Source organism: Duganella flavida (assembly GCF_009857445.1).
Taxonomy (GTDB): domain Bacteria; phylum Pseudomonadota; class Gammaproteobacteria; order Burkholderiales; family Burkholderiaceae_D; genus Rugamonas; species Rugamonas flavida.
This window is the reverse complement of record NZ_WWCN01000021.1, coordinates 71,042-95,921: the sequence shown is the minus strand read 5'-3', so window position 1 is coordinate 95,921 and position 24,880 is coordinate 71,042. Positions and strand designations below refer to the sequence as shown.

20 protein-coding genes are annotated in these 24,880 nt (G+C 60.1%); 13 read left to right on the top strand and 7 right to left on the bottom strand.

Going from position 1 to position 24,880, the window contains the following annotated elements; translation table 11 throughout:
* The first annotated feature begins 213 nt into the window (after positions 1-213).
* A complete protein-coding gene (locus GTP46_RS25775; protein WP_161009490.1) occupies positions 214-1,041 on the top strand; it encodes a CHASE2 domain-containing protein in 828 nt (275 codons plus the stop codon).
* A gap of 199 nt (positions 1,042-1,240) precedes the next feature.
* On the opposite strand, the gene GTP46_RS25770 is transcribed toward GTP46_RS25775, so the two are convergent.
* The gene (locus GTP46_RS25770) at positions 1,241-2,746 is read right to left on the bottom strand and encodes a peptide MFS transporter (RefSeq protein WP_161009489.1); all 1,506 of its coding nucleotides are present in this window, start codon (positions 2,744-2,746) and stop codon (positions 1,241-1,243) included.
* A 237-nt stretch (positions 2,747-2,983) separates the two neighbouring features.
* Here GTP46_RS25770 and ppnN point away from each other — a divergent pair, with 237 nt between their 5' ends.
* Positions 2,984-4,354 carry a nucleotide 5'-monophosphate nucleosidase PpnN gene (gene ppnN, locus GTP46_RS25765; RefSeq protein ID WP_161009488.1) on the top strand — a complete coding sequence of 457 codons (1,371 nt, stop codon included), beginning with the start codon at positions 2,984-2,986 and terminating at the stop codon, positions 4,352-4,354.
* A gap of 139 nt (positions 4,355-4,493) precedes the next feature.
* Here the strand turns inward: ppnN and lysS are convergent, their stop codons facing one another.
* The 3 genes from lysS to prfB form a co-directional block, all read right to left on the bottom strand.
* Positions 4,494-6,023, bottom strand: coding sequence for a lysine--tRNA ligase (gene lysS, locus GTP46_RS25760; RefSeq protein ID WP_161009487.1), 1,530 nt, complete (start codon positions 6,021-6,023; stop codon positions 4,494-4,496).
* 27 nt (positions 6,024-6,050) lie between these two features.
* Positions 6,051-6,719, bottom strand: coding sequence for an HAD family hydrolase (locus GTP46_RS25755; protein WP_161009486.1), 669 nt, complete (start codon positions 6,717-6,719; stop codon positions 6,051-6,053).
* Between the two features lie 3 nt (positions 6,720-6,722).
* A protein-coding gene (prfB, locus tag GTP46_RS25750; RefSeq protein WP_161009485.1) for a peptide chain release factor 2 occupies positions 6,723-7,827 on the bottom strand; the annotation gives its coding sequence in 2 pieces (ribosomal slippage) (positions 6,723-7,745 and positions 7,747-7,827; 1,104 coding nt in all).
* A gap of 161 nt (positions 7,828-7,988) precedes the next feature.
* Here prfB and GTP46_RS25745 point away from each other — a divergent pair.
* The 10 genes from GTP46_RS25745 (at position 7,989) to GTP46_RS25700 (ending at position 20,904) form a co-directional block, all read left to right on the top strand.
* Positions 7,989-9,965, top strand: coding sequence for a bifunctional 2',3'-cyclic-nucleotide 2'-phosphodiesterase/3'-nucleotidase (locus tag GTP46_RS25745; RefSeq protein ID WP_161009484.1), 1,977 nt, complete (start codon positions 7,989-7,991; stop codon positions 9,963-9,965).
* Positions 9,962-10,474: a tetratricopeptide repeat protein gene (locus GTP46_RS25740; protein ID WP_161009483.1), complete on the top strand. Its 513-nt coding sequence runs from the start codon at positions 9,962-9,964 to the stop codon at positions 10,472-10,474. Before GTP46_RS25745 ends, GTP46_RS25740 begins: the two co-directional genes overlap by 4 nt.
* 132 nt (positions 10,475-10,606) lie before the next feature.
* Positions 10,607-11,764: an ABC transporter substrate-binding protein gene (locus tag GTP46_RS25735; RefSeq protein ID WP_161009482.1), complete on the top strand. Its 1,158-nt coding sequence runs from the start codon at positions 10,607-10,609 to the stop codon at positions 11,762-11,764.
* Between the two features lie 69 nt (positions 11,765-11,833).
* A complete protein-coding gene (locus tag GTP46_RS25730) occupies positions 11,834-12,724 on the top strand; it encodes a branched-chain amino acid ABC transporter permease (RefSeq protein WP_161009496.1) in 891 nt (296 codons plus the stop codon).
* A gap of 3 nt (positions 12,725-12,727) precedes the next feature.
* Positions 12,728-14,680: a branched-chain amino acid ABC transporter ATP-binding protein/permease gene (locus GTP46_RS25725; protein ID WP_161009481.1), complete on the top strand. Its 1,953-nt coding sequence runs from the start codon at positions 12,728-12,730 to the stop codon at positions 14,678-14,680.
* 12 nt (positions 14,681-14,692) lie between these two features.
* Positions 14,693-15,415: an ABC transporter ATP-binding protein gene (locus GTP46_RS25720; RefSeq protein WP_161009480.1), complete on the top strand. Its 723-nt coding sequence runs from the start codon at positions 14,693-14,695 to the stop codon at positions 15,413-15,415.
* On the top strand, positions 15,415-16,254 hold the full coding sequence (locus GTP46_RS25715; protein WP_161009479.1) for an aldo/keto reductase: 840 nt from the start codon (positions 15,415-15,417) through the stop codon (positions 16,252-16,254). The genes GTP46_RS25720 and GTP46_RS25715 overlap by 1 nt, the downstream gene beginning before the upstream one ends.
* Before the next feature lie 14 nt (positions 16,255-16,268).
* Positions 16,269-17,339, top strand: a complete 1,071-nt coding sequence (locus GTP46_RS25710; RefSeq protein ID WP_161009478.1) for a DUF4272 domain-containing protein — start codon at positions 16,269-16,271, stop codon at positions 17,337-17,339.
* A gap of 164 nt (positions 17,340-17,503) precedes the next feature.
* Positions 17,504-19,552, top strand: coding sequence for an alpha/beta hydrolase domain-containing protein (locus GTP46_RS25705; RefSeq protein WP_161009477.1), 2,049 nt, complete (start codon positions 17,504-17,506; stop codon positions 19,550-19,552).
* Entirely contained in the window at positions 19,549-20,904 is a 1,356-nt protein-coding gene (locus GTP46_RS25700; RefSeq protein WP_202414431.1) for an 8-oxoguanine deaminase, read from the top strand. Before GTP46_RS25705 ends, GTP46_RS25700 begins: the two co-directional genes overlap by 4 nt.
* Here the strand turns inward: GTP46_RS25700 and GTP46_RS25695 are convergent.
* Both GTP46_RS25695 and GTP46_RS25690 read right to left on the bottom strand, forming a co-directional pair.
* Positions 20,855-21,544, bottom strand: a complete 690-nt coding sequence (locus GTP46_RS25695) for a lipase secretion chaperone (protein WP_161009476.1) — start codon at positions 21,542-21,544, stop codon at positions 20,855-20,857. The two genes, GTP46_RS25700 and GTP46_RS25695, sit on opposite strands and share 50 nt — an antisense overlap.
* On the bottom strand, positions 21,544-22,464 hold the full coding sequence (locus tag GTP46_RS25690; RefSeq protein WP_161009475.1) for a family 43 glycosylhydrolase: 921 nt from the start codon (positions 22,462-22,464) through the stop codon (positions 21,544-21,546). The genes GTP46_RS25695 and GTP46_RS25690 overlap by 1 nt, the downstream gene beginning before the upstream one ends.
* Before the next feature lie 231 nt (positions 22,465-22,695).
* Between GTP46_RS25690 and GTP46_RS25685 the strand changes: the two genes are divergently transcribed.
* On the top strand, positions 22,696-24,549 hold the full coding sequence (locus tag GTP46_RS25685) for a carbohydrate-binding module family 20 domain-containing protein (protein ID WP_229259097.1): 1,854 nt from the start codon (positions 22,696-22,698) through the stop codon (positions 24,547-24,549).
* On the opposite strand, the gene GTP46_RS25680 is transcribed toward GTP46_RS25685, so the two are convergent.
* Positions 24,550-24,879, bottom strand: coding sequence for a DUF2288 domain-containing protein (locus GTP46_RS25680; RefSeq protein ID WP_161009474.1), 330 nt, complete (start codon positions 24,877-24,879; stop codon positions 24,550-24,552).
* Position 24,880 lies beyond the last annotated feature (1 nt).

The following is a 24,880-nucleotide window of genomic DNA, read 5'->3' as shown; positions in this document are numbered from 1 at the left end:
CAACCGTCAAGTTAAGCGCCGATGAATGGATCGACTATATGCACCTGTATAAGACCGATCATAGCGAATGGAAGATCGTCAATGTGCTCTGGCAGTATTACGACACGACGCGCCAGGGCAGCAAAAAATAGTTCTAGCGCTTGTGATAGTTGTGAGTGCTATCGGCCAATACCGGTCATTTAAGTTGGAGTAGAGGCTTCAAATTGATTTCCAATGATGATTAATAGCCCTTTGACTCGATTGGCATGCTTCATTTTTCTTACGCTTACAGCGCTTCCTGTGGCATTGGCTGGATCATTTGACAAAGATTTTGCTGTTGTTTTTATCGACCAAAATACAGAGGCAAGGTTTGGTTCGATGCCGTTAAACCGCTCTCTCTTGGCTAAGGGTGTCAATGCTATTGCTGACGCGGGAGCCCGAGGTCTTATTGTGAAGTTTTTTTTCGACCAAGCTAGGGATGAAAAAGACGACAAGCGCCTGGCCGATTCATTGTCCAGGATTAAAACTGTCCTCCAGGCGCGGATAGACAACTCGGAAATTGCACCGAATCCACTTGCAGAAAAATTTACACTTCCTGGCTCATTTAAGACGGCAGTGACAGGTTCAAGCGGTTGGATTCCCTTGCCTACACTCGCACAAAATGCAACGGACATTGGGTTTGTTGACTTTAACTCTACTTTCGTTCCCATGGTTGAGCAGTACAAGTCGCGTAACGTAAAATCACTTGTCCTTTGCGCGGTTGAACTGGCGGCCAACGCGAAAGCCAATATCTTGGAAGGTAAGCAGATAACAATTGGTTCGCATCTCATTAAGCTTAACGAAACAAACCAAGTCGTGGTGAAATTAAGTGCGACACAACTGGAAAAAAGCCTATCTTTCGACGCATTATTAGATGGAAGCGCTAAACAAGAACTGAGTGGAAAAATCGTCATCCTCGCTTACGATGGCCCGCATATCGATAAATATGAAACAGTTTGGGGGGCTATGGGAGCGCATCGATATTTCGTGAACATTCTGCGTTCAATATACGATGCCCGATGAGCATGAGTATTAGCGAAGGTCGGCTTGGGGGCGGAAACAGCCGGCCCCTGACTTAGCCTACCGGCAGTAATCTTGAGGGGGAAAGTAGTCGCAAATTGCTACTACCTCGCGAGGCTGAAACCAGGCAAATATTGCAGACAGCTTGACGCTATCGCTGGCCTACAAATAAAAACGGCGCCTGATGAGGCGCCGGTTGCTTTTACTTCACACCATGCATCAACTTCTGGATCAGCGGGGCGATCAGGAACAGGATCACGCCGCCGATGGTCAGAATCCAGAAGCCTTGGGTGTAGGCCGACAACGCGGTCACTACCGACATGCCGCTTTCGCCACTGGCGTGCGAGGCAAAGATGCCCGACAGGTTGTTGCCGATACCAGTCGACAGGAACCAACCGCCCATACCCAGGCCCACCAGTCGGGTCGGCGCCAGCTTGGTTACCATCGACAGGCCGATCGGCGACAGGCATAGCTCGCCCACCGATTGGATCACGTAGACCATGAACAGGGTCCAGAATGGGATCTTGCTGTCAGCACCAACCAGCGAGGACAGCGAGAACCACAGCAGACCGAACGCCGCAGCGTTGAACAGGATACCCAGGCCGAATTTACGCGGGATCGACGGGTTGGCATCGCGCTTGGCCAGCAGCACCCATGCTGCTGCCACGATAGGCGCGCAGCCGATGATGGCGAGCGAGTTCACGGTCTGGAACCAGGCAGTCGGGAAGGTCCAGCCACCGAAATCACGGCGCACGATGTTGTCCGCCAGGAAGGTGAAGGAGCTGCCTGCCTGCTCGAAGAACATCCAGAACACGATGTTGAAGGCGAAGATCACCATCATGGCGATGACTTTGTCGCGTGCTACTTTACCGTTACGGAAGCCTTCGATCAGCAGCATCAGGGCCAGCACCAGGAACAGCGCGGTCAGCACCAGTTGCAGGGTGTTGGCGCCGACGGCCAGCAGGGCGTAGGCCACTGGAATCACGGCGAAGCAGCCAATCACCACGTAGGCCACGCGGGCCAGGCCAGTCGCTTCAGCGGCCGGTGCGCCGATGCCCTTGAGCTGGGCGCGGCCGATGTAGAACCATACCAAGCTGATCAGCATGCCGACGCCAGCCGCCATGAACACCACTTTGTACGATGGCATGCCGCCGACGCCGAAGACTTGTTCGGCCAGGATCTGGGTCAGTACCGGGGCGATCAGGGCGCCGGTGTTAATGCCCATGTAGAAGATGGTGAAGCCGGAGTCGCGGCGCGGATCGGCAACCGAGTACAGCTTGCCGACCATGGTCGAGATATTCGGTTTGAACAGGCCGTTACCCACGATGATGGTGGCCAGGCCGATCTTGAAGATGGTGTCGTCCGGGATGGCGATGGCGAACAGGCCGGCGGCCATGAACACGGCGCCCACCAGGATTGAGCGCTGGTAGCCGAGCACGCGGTCAGCCACGTAGCCGCCGAACAGCGCTGCCGCATACACCAGCGCCAAGTAGGAGCCGTAAAGGGCGCTAGCGGTTTGCTGGCCGGAGGCGTCGCCGCTGAAGAACTGGGCCACGATGTAGAGCACCAGGGCCCAACGAATGCCGTAGAACGCAAAGCGCTCCCAGAACTCGGTCATGAACAACATCCACAGCGGGGCCGGGTGGCCCATGATCTGTTTGAACTCCGGAATTGAAGCTTCCGTCGCTTGGGTGGTCGCACCGCTCATGCGGCTTCTCCTGTAATTATGGTCAATCGGGACTGACTTCCCTTGTGGGGCAGCCAAATTGGGCGCCATTTTAATCTACAAATCGCTTCCGACGCACTTTTTGATAGTCTCCCTGCAAAGTTGTGTCATTTGTGTTAATGATTTCCAGCGCACAAATCTTCCACTTGTCGTATATTGGTGGCGCAGGACCAACAGAAGCAGAAGAGAAACTGAAGTAACTGAATAGGACTTAGCATCATGGAACATGACGTTGTCGATACCCTGATTTCGCCCGAAGGCCAGTTGGAAATCCTTTCGAAGGCGGAAGTGAACAAGCTGCTCGATACTAGCCAAGGCGGCCTTTATAACGTCTTCCGCAAATGTGCACTGGCGGTGCTCAATTGCGGCAGCACTATCGACGATGGAAAGGAACTGCTGGAAAAGTACCAATCGTTTGACATCAGCATCGTCCAGCGCGAGCGTGGCATCAAGCTCGATATCAAGGGCGCGCCGGCCATCGCTTTCGTGGACGGCAAAATGATCAAGGGTATCCACGAGCACCTGTTCGCGGTACTGCGCGATATTATCTTCGTCAGCAACGAGGTGACCGATAATCCGAAGTTCGATCTCGGTTCGACCGAAGGCATCACCGACGCCGTGTTCCACATCCTGCGCAACGCGGGCGTGCTGAAGCCGATGATCAATCCGAACCTGGTGGTGTGCTGGGGTGGCCACTCGATCAATCGCGAGGAATACAACTACTCGAAGAAGGTTGGCTATGAAATGGGCCTGCGCGACCTCGATATCTGCACCGGCTGCGGCCCGGGCGCGATGAAAGGCCCGATGAAGGGCGCCACCATCGGCCATGCCAAGCAGCGCTTGCATCGCGGCCGCTACCTTGGCATCACCGAGCCGGGCATCATCGCCGCGGAGTCGCCTAATCCTATCGTCAATGAACTGGTGATCATGCCGGACATTGAGAAGCGTCTGGAAGCCTTTGTGCGCACCGGCCACGGCATCGTGGTGTTCCCGGGTGGCGCTGGCACCGCCGAGGAAATCCTGTACATCCTCGGCATCCTGCTGCATCCGGATAACGCCGACATCCCGTTCCCGCTGCTGTTCACCGGCCCGGAGACGGCGCGCGAATACTTCGTGCAGATCAACCAGTTCATCCACGACACGCTGGGCCCTGAAGCGCAAAGCCGCTACAAGATCATCATTGACGATCCGGAGCTGGTGGCGCGCGAAATGCAGGCCGGGATCAAGGCGGTGCGTGAATTCCGCAAATCGCGCAGCGATGCCTATTACTACAATTGGGGGCTGAAGATCGACACCGAGTTCCAGCGCCCATTCCCGCCAACGCACGAAAACATGCGCAACCTCAGCCTGCACAAAAACCAGCCGGTGCACCTGCTGGCCGCGCATCTGCGCCGCGCCTTCTCGGGCGTGGTAGCGGGCAATGTGAAGGAAGAGGGCATCCGCGCCATCGAGCAGTTCGGCCACTTTGAGATCCACGGCGACAAAGACATCATGGGGCCGATGGACGCGCTGCTGGCATCTTTCGTGGCGCAGCACCGCATGAAACTGGCCGGCAAGCCATACACGCCTTGCTATCGCGTGATCCAGTAAGAGTACCCGCAGGGGGAGGGTATTCCTTCCCCCTGTGCTGGCCGCTGCCCGAGCGCCGCAAATGGCGTATCCGTCTTGAAGACTTTGAGTGCGAATAAAAAAAGCCGCTCGTTTGAGCGGCTTCGTTGAGCGTTGAAGATTAATCTTCGCGGCGCAGGTGCGGGAACAGCAGCACGTCGCGGATGTTCGGCGAGTCGGTCAACAGCATCATCAGGCGGTCGATGCCGATGCCGCAGCCGCCGGCTGGTGGCATGCCGTATTCCAGTGCGCGGATGTAGTCGGCGTCGTAGAACATTGCCTCTTCATCGCCTGCGTCCTTGGCGGCGACTTGCGACAGGAAGCGTGCCGACTGGTCTTCCGCATCGTTCAGTTCCGAGAAGCCGTTGGCGATTTCGCGGCCAACCATGAACAGCTCGAAGCGCTCGGTGATGCCTTCGCGGGTGTCCGAAGCACGGGCCAGCGGCGACACTTCGACCGGGTAGTCGATGATGAAGGTTGGTTCCCACAGCTGCGCTTCGGCGGTTTCTTCGAACAGCGCCAGTTGCAGCGCGCCCAGACCGGCGGTGGCGAACGGCTTCACGCCGAACTTCAGCAGTTCTTTCTTGATGAATTCCGCATCGTTCAGCTGTTCGTCGGTGTAGTGCGGCGCGAACTTGTTGATGGCGCCGACGATGGTCAGGCGGTGGAATGGCTTGGACAGGTCCAGCTCACGGCCGCCGTAGGTCAGCACGGAGGTGCCCTTGGCGTCGACTGCAGCCTGGCGGATCACGGATTCGGTGAAGTCCATCAGCCACTGGTAATCGGTGTAGGCCGCGTAGAACTCCATCATGGTGAATTCTGGATTGTGACGGACCGACACGCCTTCGTTACGGAAGTTGCGGTTGATCTCGAACACTCGGTCAAAGCCGCCCACCACCAAACGCTTCAGATACAGCTCAGGCGCGATACGCAGGTACATCTGCATGTCCAGCGCATTGTGGTGGGTGATGAAAGGCTTGGCCGCGGCGCCGCCCGGGATCGGGTGCAGCATCGGGGTTTCCACTTCCATGAACTCGTGCTTTTCCATGAAGCGGCGGATCGACGACATCGCGGCGGTACGTGCTTTAAACGTACGGCGCGTTTCTTCGTTCATGATCAGGTCCACGTAGCGCTGGCGGTACTTGGTTTCCTGGTCGGCCAGGCCGTGGAATTTATCCGGCAGTGGGCGCAGCGATTTGGTGATCAGGCGCAGTTCGGTGACTTTGATGGTCAGTTCATCGGTCTTGGTCTTGAACAGGGTGCCGACCACGCCTAGGATGTCGCCCAGGTCGTAGTGGTGCAGGGCGGCCATGGCGGCTTCGCCGGTCAGGTCCAGCGTAGCGTAGATCTGGATGCGGCCATCGGCCTGTGGGCCCGACGAATCCTGCAGGGTGGCGAAAGCGGCCTTCTTACCGGCTTCGCGCTTCAGCATCATGCGGCCTGCCAGTTTGACGGTAACAGGAGCGGCTTCCAGCTCTTCACGGGTCTTCTCGCCGTATTGCGCGTGCAGGTCGGCAGCCTTGTGTTCTGGCTTGAAGTCGTTCGGGAAGGCGATGCCTTGTTCGCGGATGGCGGCCAGCTTGGCACGGCGCTCGGCGATGATTTTGTTTTCGTCCGGCGCTGCTGCTTGTTCTTGAAGATCCGTAGTCATGGTCTTTACTTTTGTTGAGGTGATGATTTAGTTGGTGGCGGATGCGAAGAGCTCTTCTACATCCAGCTCGCTGAAGTCGCGCACGACGGCGATGACGTTGTCGAATTCCTTAAACGCTTCAGCTGGCAAAGTGGTTGTCAGCACCACGGCGCGCATGCCTGCGCGGCGGGCTGCTTCCACGCCCAGCGGTGCATCTTCGAACACGATGCTGTGTGCGGGCAGGGTGCCTGTGCGCTCGGCGGCCAGCAGGAACACGTCCGGATTCGGCTTGCCGCGCGCAACGTCGGCAGCGCCGGCGATGGCGTTGAATTCCTTGCGCAGATCGAGGCCGTCCAAAGTGAAATCGATATTTTCATTCGGCGCAGCGGTAGCCACGGCCAGCTTGATGCCGGCCGCCTTGGCGCGCGTGATGAAATCGACGAAGCCGGTGGTCGGCGCCAGGTGCGGCGCGTACATCTCGCGGTACAGTTCTTCCTTCTCGAAATCGAGCGCCGCGCTTTCTTCCTTGGTCAATGGCTTGCCAAAGTAGGTGCTCATGATTTCGTGGCCTTGGCGGCCTGCCGTGTTGCGGAAGAATTCATCCGCATCGACCACGTGGCCGCGGCGCTGGAAAAACTCCAGCCACGACTTCACGTGGAAGGACATGTTGTCGACGATGGTACCGTCCATGTCAAAGATAAATGCACGCTGGGTCATGGATTACACGCCTTGCTTCAGCGAGGCCGAAATGAAGTCGTCGATATCGCCGTCCAGCACACCCTTGGTGTTGCCGGTTTCGAAGTTGGTGCGCAAGTCCTTGATGCGCGACTGGTCCAGCACATACGAGCGAATCTGGTGGCCCCAGCCCACGTCGGTCTTGGAGTCTTCCAGTTTCTGCTGCTCGCTCATGCGCTTGCGCAGTTCCAGTTCGTACAGCTTCGCCTTCAGCATTTCCATCGCTTCGGCCTTGTTGCGGTGCTGCGAACGGTCATTCTGGCACTGCACCACGATGCCCGAGGGGCCGTGGGTCAGACGCACTGCGGAGTCGGTTTTATTAATGTGCTGACCACCGGCGCCCGATGCGCGGTAGGTGTCGATACGCAGGTCGGCAGGATTGATCTCGATATCAATAGAGTCATCCACTTCCGGGTACACGAACAGCGACACGAACGAAGTGTGGCGACCGCCGGCCGAGTCGAACGGCGATTTGCGTACCAAGCGGTGCACGCCGGTTTCGGTGCGCAGGAAGCCGTAGGCGTATTCGCCTTCCACTTTCAGGGTCGCGGTCTTGATGCCGGCGACCTCGCCGTCGGATTGCTCCATGATCTCGACCTTGAAGCCTTTACGCTCGCAATAACGCAGGTACTGGCGCAGCAGCATGGAGGCCCAATCCTGTGCCTCGGTGCCGCCGGCGCCGGACTGGATGTCAACGAAGCAGTTGTTCGGGTCCATAGGGTTGCTGAACATCCGGCGGAATTCCATGCCTTCGATGACTTTGCGGACGTCTTCAATATCGACGATCAGCGCTTCCAGCGTGTCGTCGTCGCCTTCTTCCTTGGCCATGTCGATCAAATCGCCCATGTCTTTCAGGTCGGCGTTTGCCTTGGTCAGCGCATCAACTACCGCTTCCAGCGATTTTTTCTCTTTGCCCAGGTCCTGGGCTTTCTTCGGATCGTTCCAGACCGCTGGATCTTCCAGCTCGCCGTTTACTTGTTCGAGCTTGTCGACTTTGCGATCGAAGTCAAAGATACCTCCGAAGTTCGGCTTCGCGCGTGGTCAAATCGGCGAGCAGGGAGGTGAGGGCGTTAATGCGTTCGGCTTCCATGATGTTCTTCTTCTCTAAGGCTGAAATCAAACCTTGGATTATACCCTAGCCGGCCCCGCTCTCCCAGTGCCGCAAGGCGGTGGGCCCGGCAGCCGTGAAAACCTGCCATTTAAGCCACGAAACGTATAGAATATTGCAGCCTGCAACTCATCCTGTCGTCCATGCGCCCAAACCACCGCGCCCGCCATTTTCTGCCCGCTTTGCTGATCGGCTGCGCCGTCACGCCGCTGGTCTGTGCGACGCCGACTGGCGCCGAGGCGACGCTGGCGCTGCTGGAAACCACGGATTTGCATGCCAATGTGCTCAGTTATGATTACTACAAGCTGCAGGCCGATCCTTCCATCGGCCTGGAACGCACCGCGACCCTGATCAAGCAGGCGCGCGCCGAATACCCGAACAATCTGCTGCTCGACAACGGCGACGCACTGCAAGGCACGGCGCTGGCCGACTATCAGGCGCTGGTCAAGCCGGTGGCCTGCGGCGAAACGCCAGCTATCTACAAAGCCATGAATCAGCTGGGAGTGGACGGCGCGGGCATCGGCAACCATGAATTCAATTACGGCTTGCCGTATTTGCAGCAGGTGACGTCGGTGCATTGCGGCGGCGTGAAATTCCCCATCGTGCTGGCCAATATCTACGACGCGAAGACCCGCCAGCCGCTGTTCGCGCCATACCAGATCCTGACGCGCCAGATCCAGGCCACCGGCCCGGATGGCAAACCGCTGTCGGCCACCATCAAAGTCGGCATCATCGGCTTTACGCCGCCGGGCGTGCTGTCGTGGGATAAGCAATGGCTGGCCGGGAAGGTCTACGCCGAGGGCGTGCGCGAGACAGCGCAAAAATACATCCCGCAGATGCGTGCCGAGGGGGCAGACCTGATCATCGCCATCTCGCACGGTGGCATCGATGGCGCGCCATATGGCCCGGACATGGAAAACGCCAACTACCATCTGGCGCAAGTGCCAGGCATCGACGCCATGTTGATTGGCCACGAACACCTGCCATTCCCGGACGCCGCCAGCAAGCGCGCCGCCTTCAACCTGCCTGGGGTGGACAAAGTCAAAGGCACGGTCTACGGCGTGCCGACCGTGATGGCTAACCTGTGGGGCAAGAACCTCGGCGTGATTGGGCTGTATCTTAAATACGATGGCGCGCACTGGGTCATCGACAAAAGCCGCACCACGGTGGAAGCGCGCAGTACCAAACAGCCAGACGGCAGCTACGTCGCCGCCGATCCGGCCATTGCACCGCTGGTCGCCGCCGAACATGCCGCCACCATCCGCTACGTGCAAACGCCGGTCGGCACCAGCGACTTCCGCATGACCAGCTACTTTGCCGACGTCGGCGACATCAGCGCCATCGAATTGGTCAACCAGGCGCAAACTGCCTATGTGCAGGACTACGTCAAAGCCAACCTGCCGCAGTACGCAGCGCTGCCGGTGCTGTCGATGGCATCGCCGTTCAAGACCGGTGCGGCCGGCGTGGCCGATTACACCGACGTCAAGCCGGGCGCAGTGGCGCTGAACAATGCGGCCGACCTGTATCTGTACCCGAACGCACTGCACGCCGCGAAGCTGGACGGCACGGGCCTGAAAGCCTGGCTGGAGAAATCCGCCGAGCGTTTCAATCGCATCGATCCGGCCAGTGACGCCCAGCAGGAACTGGTCAACACGGCGTTCGCCGGTTTTAACTTCGACATGCCGACCAGCGCCGACATCACCTATCAGATCGACATCACCCAGCCGCTGGGCCAGCGCATCGTCGCCTTGCACTATAAAGGTGCGCCGCTGGCGCCATCGCAGGAGTTCATCGTCGCGACCAACAGCTACCGCGCTGCCGGTGGCGGCAACTTCCCCGGACTCGATGGCAGCAAAACCGTGATTGCCGCGCCGGACTCCAGCCGCGATGTGCTGATCGCCTACATCCAGAAAGCCAAACAGCTAACGCGCGCCCGCAACGGCGCCACGCACAGCTGGCGTTTCGCGCCAGTGGCGACCAAAGGCGCGGTGGTGTTCCACTCCGCACCAGGTCTGCTGGACCTCGCGCGCGAAGCCGGGCTGGCGGGCGTATCGCAACTCAAACAGGACGATGGCGGCGACAAAGGCTTTGCCCTTTACGCCATCGACTTAAGCAAATGAAGCTGCGCCGCGCCATTGCCGTATGTGCCATCGTGTTCGCTGGCGCCGCGTCCGCAGGCCCGGTAGAAGAAGGACGCCTGGCGCTGCGCGGCACGGACCGCGTGCCGGCCAACCTGCCGCGCGCTTTTGAACTGTTCAGCAGTGCGGCCCGCAAAGGCGACGCGCAAGCCGCCTATTATCTGGGCATGATGTACAAAAACGGCATGGCCGTCGCGCGCGACCTGAAAGCCGCCGCACAGTGGCTACAGTTCTCCGCCGATCACCAGACCCCGGCCGCCATGTACGCGCTGGCCAAACTCTATCTCAGCGGCGAAGGCGTCAAGCGCGACGAACTGGCGGCCCGTCGTTGGATCGAAAAAGCCGCCGACCTTGAATATCCTGAAGCCGTCATGGCCATGGCCATCGGCCTGCGCGACGGCTCGATGGGCTTCGAACGCAACGAAGCCCTGGCCGAAACCCAAATGCGCTTTGCCAACCGCGCCCTCAAACAAGCCGCTCCCGGCATGTAAGCAGCTGTTGCTGCGATGCCGCACATCTATCTGTTGCCGCTCTTGATTTACTAACCTACAATGTTTTTCCGATGGGGCGACTTTCCAGCGTACGACTAATACAAAAAACGTTGTATCTACAGGAGATGGCACATGAATTTCAAATTGAAATTGCTGGTTGCAGGTGTAGCACTCGGTTTTGCCGCTGTCTCGCAAGCGGCTGATCCCATCAAGATCGGCGTGTCCGGCCCATTCACTGGCGGCTCCGCGCCGATGGGCGTGTCGATGCGCGACGGCGTCAAGCTGGCCGTGGCCGACATCAACGCCAAAGGCGGTGTCCTCGGCCGTCAGATCGTGCTGGTCGAACGCGACGACGAGGCCAAGCCGGAACGCGGCGTGCAGATCGCGCAGGAACTCATCAACAAAGAAAAAGTCGTGGCCACCGTCGGCTACATCAACACCGGTGTGGCGCTGGCCTCGCAGCGCTTCTATCAAGATGCCAAAATCCCGGTGATGAACAATGTCGCCACTGGCTCCATCATCACCAAGCAGTTCGCCGACCAGCCGGAGAACTACATCTTCCGCAACTCCGCGAATGACCAGATCCAGTCGCATATGATCGTGCGCGAAGCGGTCGACAATCGTAAATTCAAGAAGGTGGCGATTCTCGCCGACTCCACCAACTACGGCCAGCTTGGCCGCGAAGACCTGGAAAAAGCGCTGGCCGAGAAAAGCCTGAAGGCTGTCGCCATCGAGAAGTACAACATCAAGGACGTCGACATGACGGCCCAACTGTTGAAGGCCAAGCAGGCTGGCGCTGAAGTGGTGCTCACCTACGGCATCGGTCCTGAGCTGGCGCAGATCGCCAACGGCATGGAAAAACTGGGCTGGAAAGTACCGCTGATCGGCAGCTGGACTTTGTCGATGGCGAACTTCATCGACAACGCCGGCAAGAACGGCAACGGCACCCGCATGCCGCAAACTTTCATTCAAGACCCGACCACGCCGAAGCGCAAAGCCTTCATCGACGCATATGTGAAAGCCTACAACCCGCCGCAAGGCCGCATGCCGTCGCCGGTATCTGCCGCGCAGGGCTACGACTCGATCTACCTGCTGGCCGCCGCCATCAAGCAGGCCGGCAGCACCGACGGCCCGAAAATCAAGGCCGCGCTGGAAAACCTGTCCGAGAAAATCGACGGCGTGGTGACCACCTACAGCAAGCCGTATGGCAAGGACGATCATGAAGCCATCAACGCCGAGATCACCGTCTTCGGCGAAGTCAAAGACGGCAAAGTAGTCTTGGCCAAGTAAGGCCGCTTAGCGCCACAGTGGCCAGACTTGTGAATGCAAGCCTGGCCATTTTTCTTGTCGGGGGAAATGATGGAAATTTTGCTGCAACTGGTGTTCAGCGGTATCGCGCTGGGCATGATCTACGCGGTGATCGCCTTTGGTTACCAACTGACGTTTGCGACCTCCGGCACGCTGAACTTCGGCCAGGGCGAATCGCTGATGCTGGGCGCACTGGTGGGCCTTAGCCTGGTCGGCACTATCCACGGCGGGCCTTACATGAGCTACCTGCTGATGATTCCCTTGGTGATCGTGTTTGGCGCGCTGCAAGGCATGTTCGTCGAATGGATCGGCGTGCGGCCGGCGATCAAGATCAAATCCGAATTCGGCTGGATCATGTCTACCATCGCGCTGGCGATTATCTTTAAAAACGTCGCTGAGAATATCTGGGGCAAGGATGATCTGACTTTCCCGTCGCCGCTGTCCTCCGCGCCGATAGAAATCTTCGGCGCCAATGTGCAGCCGATGCAGATTGCGGTGGTGGTCGGCGCGCTGGCCATCATGGCGGCGGTCGAAATCTTCAACCGCAAATCCATCTACGGCAAAGCGGTGGTCGCCACCGCCAACGACCGCGATGCGGCGGGCCTGATGGGCATTAACACCCGTATGGTGATTACCTTCTCGTACGCGCTGTCGTCGGCCGTTGCCGCGTTTGCGGGCGTGCTGGTGGCGCCGCTGACCCTGACCGGCGCCACCATGGGCGCCTCGCTCGGCCTCAAAGCCTTTGCGGTGGCCATCATCGGCGGCCTGACTTCGGGCGTGGGCGCCATCGTCGGCGGCCTGATATTGGGCGTGGTCGAGACCACGGCCGGCTATTACATCTCCACCGGGTACAAGGACGTACCGGGCTTGCTGCTACTCCTGCTGGTGCTGGCGGTGAAACCATCCGGCCTGTTCGGCAAAGCCGCCATCAAAAAGGTCTGACCCATGAAGAAGACAATCATCGCAGCAAGCGTGGTCGGACTGGCGGTGCTGGCGCTGTACCCGGCGCTGATCCCGAATCCGTACTACATCCATTTGTTCGAAACGATTCTGATCTACGCGATTTTGCTGTTCGGGCTTGATATCGTGGTCGGCTACACTGGGCAGGTGTCGCTCGGCCATGCGGGCTTGTTCGGCATCGGCGCTTACGTCACCGGAGTGCTGGTGCTGAAACTGGCCGCGCCGTTCTGGATCACCATGCCCGCTTCCATCATTGTGGCGGCGCTGTTCGGCGCCATCCTTGCGCTTCCGGCTTTGCGCGTCACTGGTCCGTATCTCGCAATGGTGACGCTGGCCTTCGGCACCATCATCCAGATCCTGATCAACGAAATGACCTGGCTGACCGAAGGTCCGATGGGCATCAAGGTCGCCAAGCCGATGCTGTTTGGCCAGAAGCTGAACGAGGTTCAGTACTACTACATGGTGGCAGTGTTGATGGTGGTGTCGCTGGTGGTGGTGCACCGGATTTTGAAATCGAACCTTGGCCGCGCATTTGAAGCGTTGCGCGACAGCCCGATTGCGTCGGACTGCATGGGCGTCTCCGTGTACCGCTACAAGGTATATGCCTTCATCATCAGCGCTGGTTTCGCCGGTCTGTCCGGCAGCCTGTATGCCTATTCGGAGGAGTACATCAATCCGAGCAGCTACACCTTTGAATTGACCATCCTGTTCCTGCTGGCGGTAATCATGGGCGGCCGCAAGACGCGCTCCGGCTCCCTGATCGGTGCCATGATCGTGGTGATGCTTCCTAGCCTGTTGGCGGACATTGAGTTGTTCCGCCAGATCGCCGTTGCTGCGGCGGTGCTGGGTGTGATCGGCTCCGCGCTGGCGATTGCGCGCAAGCGCCCGACGCCGCGCGGTGTGCTGGTGCCGCTGGTGGCGACCATTGGCATGGCGGCGTTCTCGTACAAGCTTGAGAACATCGTCGACTGGCGGTTGACCATCTTCGGGTTGATGACGCTGTTCGTGGTCTACTACCTGCAGGATGGTATCGTCGGATTCCTGCAAGGCTTGATAGGGCGCTCCGTAGTGCATGCCAAAGCGGTGGCGGCTAGCGACGCCGAGCCGTTCCCGCGCGCGCAAGGCGGCAAGGCCGGCGACAGCCTGCTCAACGTCGAACAAATCCTGATGCAGTTCGGTGGTCTGAAAGCGCTCAATCAAGTCGACCTGAATGTGATCCAGGGCTCGGTGCATGGGCTGATCGGTCCTAACGGTTCCGGCAAGAGCACCATGATGAACGTGCTGACCGGGATCTACAAACCGACAGCAGGCAAAGTAGCGTTTTCCGGCGCTGTGATCTCGGGTCGCACCCCGTCGCAGATCGCGTTGGGCGGCGTGGCGCGTACTTTCCAGAACGTGCAGCTGTTTGGCGAAATGACGGCGACCGAAAACGTATTGGTCGGCTTGCACAACACCTTCAAATCGAATGTGCTGGATGTGATGCTGCAAACGCCGCGTTACAAGCGTGAGGAAAAGGCTGCGCGCGAACGTGCCGCCAGCATCCTCGAATTCGTGGGCCTGTCGGATTTGGCGAACGAGGAAGCGCGCAATCTCCCATATGGCAAACAGCGCTTGCTGGAGATAGGCCGCGCATTGGGCCTGAGTCCACGCCTGCTGCTGCTGGATGAGCCGGCGGCCGGCCTGACTGCGCCGGACATCAAGGAACTGATGGCCATTATCCGCAAAATCCGTGACCACGGCATCACCATTATCCTGATCGAGCACCACATGGACGTGGTGATGGCGCTGTCCGACACCGTGACAGTGCTCGACTTTGGACAGAAAATTTGCGAAGGCGTACCCGCTGCGGTGCAGTGCGATCCTAGAGTGATCGAAGCCTACCTGGGCGGCAGCAGCGAAGAACACGGCGGCACCACCAAAGCGCCGGCGGCGCACTGACGAGGACACGACATGCTATCGATCTCCAATCTGCACGCGGCCTACGGTAAAGTCGAAGTCTTGCACGGCATTTCGCTGGACGTCCCGAAAGGGAAGCTGGTGACGCTGATCGGCTCCAACGGCGCCGGCAAGACCACCACCATGCGCGCCATCTCCGGCATGATCAAACCGAAGGGCGGCAAAGTGACGCTGGACGGCAAAGACATCACCGGCTACGACTCGCACAAAATTGCGCGGGCAGGGCTGGCGCATTCGCCGGAAGGGCGGCGCGTGTTCGCCTCCATGAGCGTGACCGATAATCTGCTGCTGGGTGCCTTCCCACGCTTCACGCGCGCGCGGCCGAAAGGCGACATCAAGCACGATCTGGAAAAAGCGCTGGAGCTATTTCCGCGTTTGAAGGAACGGCAAACGCAGTTGGCAGGCACGTTGTCCGGCGGCGAGCAGCAAATGCTGGCCATGGCGCGCGCTGTGATGCTGAATCCCGAAGTGGTGCTGCTGGACGAACCATCGATGGGCCTCGCGCCGATTCTGGTGGAGGAAGTCTTCCGCATCATCCAGCGCCTGAAGTCCGAAGGCGTCACCATGCTGCTGGTCGAACAATTCGCCGCCGCCGCGCTGAACGTCGCCGACTACGGCTACGTCCTGGAAAACGGCAGCATCTCCGTCCACGGCCCTGCCGAAAGTCTGAAAACCGACCCCAAAGTCATCGCCGCCTACCTTGGCGGAGGCCACTGATGAAAACTGTCGCTTTCCCGTCAGGTGTCGCCGTTCCCGCTGTAGGGCAGGGGACCTGGAATATGGGCGAGAAGGCGGCGCGGCGGCAGGATGAGGTGCGGGCTTTGCAGATGGGGCTTGATCTGGGCATGACCTTGATCGATACCGCCGAGATGTACGCTGAAGGCGGGGCAGAGGAGGTGGTTGGCGCGGCCATCGCCGGGCGTCGCGATGAGGCCTTCATTGTCAGCAAGGTGTATCCGCATAACGCCAGCTTTGAGGGCGTGCAGGAGGCTTGCGAACGCAGTTTACGGCGTTTGAAGATTGAGGCCATCGATCTGTATCTGCTGCACTGGCAGGGCCACCACCCGCTGGCCGAAACCTTCGATGGCTTCGAAACGCTGAAAAAAGCCGGCAAGATCAAAGCCTACGGCGTCAGTAATTTTGATCTTGAAAACATGGAAGAGGCCCAGGCCTACGGCGCGCCCGCCACCAATCAAGTCCTCTACAACCTGATGAAACGCGGGATTGAGTTCGACCTGCTGCCGTGGGCGCGAGCGCAGGGCATGCCCATCATGGCTTACTCGCCGCTGGAAACCTCGGGCCGTGAGCAGGCGGCGCTGCTGGAAAATCCCGGTCTCAAGGCGATCGCCAACGCGCACGGCGTCACGCCGGCGCAGATCGCGCTAGCCTGGGTGCTGCATCAGGAGGGCGTGATTGCTATCCCCAAGGCTGTCGATCCTGTACACTTGCGCGCCAACCGCGCTGCGGCCGACCTCCGGCTTTCCGCCGACGATCTGGCCGCATTGGACAAGGCATTCCCGCCGCCGCGCCGTCGCCGCGCGCTGGATATGCGATAAATGATCAAATTGTTATGCTAAATCGACTCAAGCAGCTGTTTTCTCCGAAGGACATCAGCAACCATGTCCTGCTCAACGCCTACTGCACCGTGGGTGAAGTACCCAAGCCAGCCTTCCCGCACGTGGTGAACGGCCGCCGCGACTTGTCCGGCAAGGAACTGGCGCCGCACCTGAACGGCATGATGCACCTGCTGGCCGAGCAAGGCCAAGGCGCGATGAGCCGCACCCGCTATCACGTAATCCGTCACCTGCAACGCACGCAGCACCACATCAGCCTCGCGGTCGATCCGGATCACATGGCTGATTTCCACGCTTGGGCCGAGGCAGCCAATGCACTCGCCTTCATGGCCGACGGCAGCGTGCGCGATCCGCAAGGCCGTGTGCTGCTGGCCATTACCGGCGACGGCGACCCGAAAGCCGTGGTGCCGTATCCGCCGCAAGCCTGGCAGCGCAAGGCACGCAGCGAGGAGCAGCTGGCCGCCCTCAAGATCACCGTGCCTACCGATTTGCCGCCACTGGTCTCCGAGTCTGAGTTGCGCCAGCGCGCACCGGAAGATATCCTGCGCCGCATGCTGGCGCTGTACGTGGTCGCCATCCGCGCGGAATCGTTGAACAGCAAGACGCCGCTCACGGTGGCCGAACTGCAGCAAAGCTTCCCGCCGGCCTTCGCCGCGTTGACCGACGCCGAGCGCGATTTCCTGGCGCTGGAGGCGCCCTCGGAGCAGGAGATCACCAAGTTCCTGTGGCGTTATGAGGCCATCCTGGTGCTGCAATGGGCGCTTGGATTGCAAGCGGAATTGCCTTTCGCGGATGCGATCTGCGATGTGTCGTCGATCTCCAGTACGGTGATCGATCGTGGCACCGACGGTTTGCGCAAGCAGCCGGTCGCGCGCTCGGCCCCAGAGCTGCTGGACGCGCTGGACCTGAACTACCGCCAGCACTGGGCCAGCCGCCAGGCCATCCTGAAAAAAACGCCAGCCCCCGCTAATCTGAACGACGGCGTACTGCAAGAACGCCACCACGCCCTGAACTGGCTGGTACGCTTTGAAGAGCGCGAGTGGGACGATGTAGATACTCCAACTTGATACCAGCCTATGTAATTTTGACGAAGTGCTGCCGGCCGCACGCTCGATCAACAGCGCGATCCGCATTACGCCGGCGTTGCTGGCTTCCGTCACGGAAGGGCAGTGGGTAGACGTCTGTTAAGTAGCTTGCTACGATAGGCGCTTTGCATATCGGGAGCGCTGGGATGAAACGCAAGTTGATGATGTTGGCGATGGCGGCGGCAGTAACCACGGCACATGCCGCAGTCGAACGCATTCAAGTAGTTGAACGTGTGCCGTTCGCTCCCGGTGTCACCTTCGGCGAATATGGCGCGTATGAAAAGATACGCGGCATCGCTTTCTACGCACTCGATCCCAAGGCCGCAGCCAATGCGGCCATCGTTGACCTGAAAAAAGCCCCGCGCGACAAGCAAGGCCGCGTGCTGTTTTCCAGTGAATTTGTGCTGCTGCGCCCAACTGGTACGCAGCCAAGCACGCTGCTTTACGATGTGAACAATCGCGGCAACATCGCCATCCTCGGGCAGGTCAATGGCCGCAGCCCGGCTAATAACGATCCCACCACCGCTGCCGACGCGGGCGACGGTTTCCTGATGCGCCACGGCTTCTCGCTGTTGTTCTCCGCCTGGACGTGGGACGTCGCGCCGACCGTGCCGGTGGCTGGCACGGTGCCGCGCCCGCTGGTGTTTGCACCGCCGGTGGCGAAAGGCGTTAAAGGCAAAGTGCAGAACGAATTCACCGTCAACGCGCCGACTGACGTCATTTCTTACGCTGGCATGCGCGGCCTGACCTACGAACCAGCCACCCCCAACGATCCGCATGCCCAGCTGACCGAACGCGCGCGCCAGGGGGACAAGCGCAAGCCGATTCCGCGCAGCGCTTGGCACTTCGTTGAGCCGGAACTGAAGGGCGGTCCGGGCCGCGTGCAGTTGGAAGGCGGCTTCAAGCCCGATACTATTTACGAGATCACCTACGTCGCCAAGGACCCTTACGTGACCGGCGCCGGTCTGGCCGGGATCCGCGACCTGCTGTCCTACTTCCGCGATCACCCCTTTGAAGGCGCGCCTGTGCCGCGCAATGTGCTCATGTTCGGCATCAGCCAGTCCGGCCGCGTGATTGGCCGCATGATGACCGATGGCCTTAACGTTGATGAAGGCGGCAAGCTGGTATTCGACGGCGCGTACCTGCAAGTGCCGGGCGCCGGTGGCTCGGCAGGCTTCAACAGCCGCTTCGCACAGCCGACGCGCCATCCATCGATGATGGAGGAGCATGACTATCCTGCCGATGCCTTCCCCTTCACCAGCACGCCGACGCGCGATCCGGCCACCGGAAAAACCGCCTCCACGCTGGACAAGGCGCGCGACAAGCAAGGCAACCTGCCGAAGCTGTTCTACGCAAACACCTCCACCGAATTCTGGAACCGGGGCGCTTCGCTGATCGCCACCAGTGCAGACGGCGAGCGCGATGTGGCCCCAGCCGACAATGTGCGCATCTACGGTTTCATGGGCGCGCAGCACTACGTCGGCCGCTCCAACAAGCGCGCGCCTTTCACCGCTTGCGTATCGACCAGCGACCATTACCTGCCGATGCGCGCGCTGATCGTCGCACTGGACGACTGGACTACCAAAGGCAAGCAGCCGCCAGCCAACGCCTACCCGCAACTGGCCGACGGCACACTGACCACTGTAGCCGATTACCGCGCCATCTTCCCGAAAGGTTTCGGTCTGACGCCGCCGGAGCAAAATTTGCGTGAACCGCGCCTGGACTTTGGCCGCCGCTTCGCCGCGCAAGGCATCGCAGACGTCGTGCCGCCGAAACATGGCGATGACTATGAAACCCGCGTGCCAACGCCGGATGCGGACGGCAACGACAAGGGCGGTGTGCGCCTCGTAGAACTGCAAGCGCCGCTCGGCACCCACACTGGCTGGAACTTGCGCGCGCCGGACACCGGCTTTGCATGGGCCACCTCGCGCTTCGACGGCAGCTTCGTACCGTTCGCCCGTACCGAAGCGGAACGTATGGCGGCCGGCGATCCGCGTCTCAGCCTCGAAGCGCGCTATGCGAATCGCGACGCTTACGCGGCCGCTGTGCGCGCCGCAGCCGAGCGCCAGGTCGCTGCCGGCTTGCTGCTGCAAGAAGACGTGGAGCGCACGATGAAAGAAAATGTCGGCCTGTATGACCGCATCGTCGCCCGCGATCCATCCGATCAAGGCTGCAACTACCTGTTCGCACAATGAAAACACTGCTCATTAAAAATGCCCGTGTGCTGGTCACCATGGACGATGCGCGCCGGGAGATCGCCAACGGCGCGGTCTTCATCCGCGATAACGTGATCGAACAAGTCGGCGCCAGCGTCGACCTGCCGCAAACCGCCGATGAAGTCATCGACGCTGCCGGCCATGTGGTGATGCCAGGCCTCGTCAACACCCATCACCACATGTACCAAAGTCTGACGCGCGCCATTCCCGCTGCGCAGAACGGCGAGTTGTTCAACTGGCTGACCAACCTCTATTCGCTGTGGGCCGGCCTCACCGCCGAAATGGTGCACGTCTCCACGCTGACGGCGATGGCTGAATTGATCCTGTCCGGCTGCACGACGAGCAGCGATCACCTCTACATCTACCCGAACGACTGCCAGCTCGATGACAGCATCGAAGCCGCGCAAAAGATCGGCATGCGCTTCCACGCCTCGCGCGGCAGCATGAGCGTGGGGCAGTCGAAAGGCGGCTTGCCGCCGGACCGCGTGGTGGAAGAAGAGGGTGCGATTTTAAAAGACACGCAGCGCTTGATCGAAACCTACAACGACGCCAGCCGCCACGCCATGCAGCGCATCGTGGTGGCGCCTTGCTCGCCGTTCTCGGTGTCGCAGGACTTGATGAAAGAATCGGCCAAGCTGGCGCGCAGCTACGGCGTGTCGATGCATACGCACCTGGCGGAAAACGTCAACGACATCGCCTACAGTCGTGAAAAATTCAATATGACTCCGGCCGAATACGCCGAGGACTGCGGCTGGGTAGGCCCGGACGTGTGGCACGCCCACTGCGTACAGCTGGACGACGATGGCATCTACATGTTCGCCCGCACCGGCACCGGCATCGCGCACTGCCCATGTTCCAACATGCGGCTCGCTTCCGGTATCGCGCCGATCCGCAAGATGCTGGATCGCGGCGTATCGGTGGGCCTGGGCGTGGACGGCAGCGCCTCCAACGATGCCGGTCATATGATGGGTGAAGTGCGCCAGGCCATGCTGCTGCAGCGCGTGGGATTCGGCCCGGACGCGATGACGGCGCGGCAGGCGCTGGAGGTGGCCACGCTGGGAGGCGCCAAAGTACTGAACCGCGATGACATCGGCGCTATCAAGCCGGGTATGTCGGCGGACATCGTGATGTTCAAGCTGGATGGCATCGGCATGGCGGGGGCGCTACACGACCCGGTCGCGGCGCTGGTGTTCTGCACGCCGCCGAATGTCGCTTACAGCATCATCAACGGTAAGGTGGTGGTGCGTGAAGGGCAGTTGTCCACCATCGATCTGCCGGTGATTATTGAGCGCCATAACGCGCTGTCGCTTCAGTTGGCGGCTGGCGCGTAGCGCTGCGCAGTACTTGCTGCATATGCTGGCGGTGGCGTGCTTCATCGTCGTTGGCTGATGGAGCGTCTGCGTTGCGGCCAGCTTCTTCCAGCGCCTGCGTCAGATAGGCGTCGTCAGCACCGAACCATTCTTCGTTCACCCGTGCGCCTAGCATGCGTAAGCGCAGCTGGCGCTGTTGCTGCTGCCACGCCGCCAGTCTGCCCAGATCGGGCGTGTCGTGAAAATTCTGCGCTGCCAGCAGTGCGCCGTGCGCGGCCAGATAGTCGCTGTAGTTTTGCGCCAACTGCTCGGCTTCGCGCGATGCGGTGGGCGGCAGCGTGCGGCGCAGATGTTCGCGCAGTGCTTGCAGGCGGCCAGCATCGCTGCGAGCCAGCAGGTAGTGGTCCATCACCTCGCGCAGCGCGAAGTCGGGGATCAGCTCTTGCGTGTCGGTCAGCGCGATCTCGATTTGCGGACCGGGATCGGCGTTGCCCAATTCGCGGAAGAAGCGCGCGGCCGCAGCCGACGGCGCGCGCGCTTCCGATGTTGCTGCAACTGCCGGCGCAGGTGATGGCGCCGTTGCTGGCTGTGCAGCCAGCAACGCAATCAACGCAATTAACGCAACTAAGAGTGCCGCCGCACCGGCCAGTGCAGGCTTCATCAGTAAGTCGGCCAGCCGTTGGAGAAGGTCAGGTCGTTGATGAACAACACGCCGTTGTAGCTGTTCTGGCTATCCAGTTCATGGCGTGCCATGACGCCGTTACTGACCGATTCGCCGCCTGGTGCGATAAAGCGTCCGCCGCCTGCATCCAGCGTGGTGCCGCCGCCGTTCAGCATATCGACGCCGTTCTTGTCGAGATAAGGCCCAGTCATGCTGGTCGAGCGGCCATACGAGATGTGATAGGTGCTGTTCGCGCCCGCGCAGCAGGTGCCCTTGGAGACGAACAGGTAGTAGTACGAACCGTTCGACATGATGAAGGAGTTCTCGATGCCGCTGCTGTCTGCCGCCAGATGGTAGCGCGAGCCGATCGGCTTGAGCGTGTTGGCATCCACCCGCGTGGTGTAGATGCCGGTCCAGAACGAGCCATAACTGAGCCAGGGCTGGCCGGATTTATCGACGAAGAAGTTCGGATCGATGGCGTTGAAATCACCACCCGCCGCAGAAGTCAGCACCGCGCCTTGATCGACCCAGTTACCGGTGGCGATGCTGGATGCCGTCGCCAAACCGATCGCTGATTTCTGCGAACCGAAAGTGGACACCGCGTAGTACAAAATCGCCTTGCCGTTCCACACATGGACATCCGGCGCCCACACAGTTTTGCCATTGCTGTTGTACTGCTTCCACCACGACAGGCCGCTGCCGAAGATGCTGACGCCCTGCGTCCACGCATGGCCGTCGGGCGAGTATTTGACGCCGATGCCGGTGTCACTGGTCTCCACGATCCACCACGTACTGCCTTCCTTGTAGATATCGGGATCGTGGGTAATCAGGCTGCCGCTGAGGGTCCAGGTGGCGGCTTGCGCCGAGAGCGCGAGCAGGGCGATAGCGCATACCACCCCTTGCTTGAAGTGCTTGAACATATGGTCTCCGTTGTTGTTTGTGTGAATTGATGCTGCGCCGCGCGCGCAACGGTCGTCCAATGACTTTTTGCGCAAACCCGATACACAGATGTATATCGCTGTTGTACTTTGATTACATCATTTACTGTGGCAGCGGTTCCATATCGTGTTCGCGATTGCTGTTTACTGTAGTTCTGCTACATTTTGTTCGGGTCTGTATTTCCCAAAACATAACTACATGGAGACAACAACATGACGATCATGAGACACTTGCTGGCTGCAAGCGTGCTCGGCGCCGCAGCGCTGGCGCCGGCGCATGCCGCCTTCAACCCGGCCGACACCTCGGTCCAGATGTTCCGCTGGAAGTGGAACGACATTGCCAAGGAGTGCACCAACTGGCTCGGGCCGCAGGGCTACGGCGCGGTGCAGGTATCGCCGCCGCAGGCCTCGGCCAGTCTGGGCGCTTGGTGGGACGTGTACCAGCCGGTGAACTTCGTTTCGTTGAAGAGCAATATGGGCACCGAGGTCGAATTCCAGACGATGGTCAGCACCTGCCACGCCGCCAAGGTGCGCGTGTATGTGGACGTGGTGGTCAACCATCTGGCCGCCGGTTCGGGCACCGCGACTGATGGCTCGGCGTGGAATTCCTCGTCGCTGGCCTATCCGTATTTTAGTAGCAGCGACTTCCACCCGGCCTGCGATATCGCCGGCGGCGACTACGGCTCGCCGGGCAACCGCTCCAATGTGGTCAACTGCCGCCTGAGCGGACTGCCGGACCTGAAGACTGACGGCGCTTACGTGCAAGGGCAGGTCAAGAACTACCTGGCCAAGTTAATCAACCTCGGTGTGGACGGCTTCCGTTTCGACGCGGCCAAGCATATGTGGGCCTCCGACCTGACGGCCATCCTGAACGGGGTCACGCACACAACCACTTCCGGCGAAACGCTGTGGGTGACGCAGGAGGTTATCCCTGACAGCAACGTGGTGCGGTCGGACTACTACGCCAACGGCACGCTGAATGAATTCCAGTTCAGCTTTGCGATGAAGGCGGTATTCCGCAACGAGAATGGCGCTAACCTGTCGCAGATCCGCTCCATTATGGGCACGCCGGGCAACTGGGGTGGCACCTGGGGCTTTGTGCCGAGCGATAAGGCGACGGTGTTTGTCAATAACTGGGACACGGAGCGCAATGGCAGCTCGCTGGTGGCCAGCAATTACGTCTCGGGCGCCACCAATGATACACAAGGCACCAAGCGCTACGACCTCGCCAACATCTTCATGCTGGCATGGCCATACGGTTCGGCGCAGCTGCATTCTGGCTTCCGCTTCACCAGCTATGACCAAGCGCCACCCAGCGCCAGTCCGTTCGACGCCAGCGGCAATCCGCTGATCAATCAGAACTGGGACTTCATCCATCGCTGGAGCGACATCGCCAGCATGGTGGCCTTCCGTTCCACCACCTCGGGGCAGGGCGTGGACTACTTCACCAACGGTACCGGCAACCAGATCGCCTTCGGCCGCGGCGCCAAAGGCTACGTCGCGATTAACAATGAGGGCGCGGCATGGAATGCAACGTTGCAAACGGCACTGCCGGCAGGGACATATTGCAACGTGGTGCATGGTGTGCTGAATGCAGCCGGCACGGCTTGCACCAGCGACAGCGTCACTGTCGGCAGCAATGGCGTGATCACGGTCAGTATTCCGGCCAATGGCGGATCGGTGGTGCCGGCGGTGGCGCTGCACGTCAACCAGAAGATCGGCGGCAGCGGCGGTGGTTCTTGCACCACGGTGCCTGTGACCTTCCGCGTGGCGAACGCCAACACGGTAGTCGGCCAGAATGTCTACGTGGTGGGCAATCGAGCGGAACTGGGCAACTGGGTGCAGGGCGCCAGCAATCAGCTGAACATTGAAGGCAGCGGCGCCAACGTGCCGTGGTCGCGCACCTTCCAGTTGCCACCATCGACCGCGATCCAGTACAAGTTCATGAAGTACGGCGTGAGCACCGTATGGGAGAGCAATCAGTCGACGGCCAGCGGCAATCGTGAAGCCACCACGCCGGCTTGCGGCGGTACGCTGACGCTGGACGCGGGCAGCTTCAAGTTCTGATTAGTGCACGTTTGCTGGTACGGCTTTCTCTTGCTGTACCAGTACGAACGGGCTCACCACGCACGCCCACAGCTGGGCGTTCGATTCCAGCCATTCCTGCGCCTGCTGGTCGCTGACTTTGGCCAGCAGGCCGGCGTTCATCCATTGAGTAATATTGGCCTTGTCGTCGTGCGAGATGCGCACGGCCACGTCGACCAGGTCGAGTGAGTTGGCGACCCATACCACATTCCCTTGCGCGAAGTGCTTCAGCATTTCGGTCCACTGCACGCGTGCTGTTTCGCGATTTACTTTGGTGCGGAGTTCGAGGTCTTTTTCTGGTTTGGTTTGCATG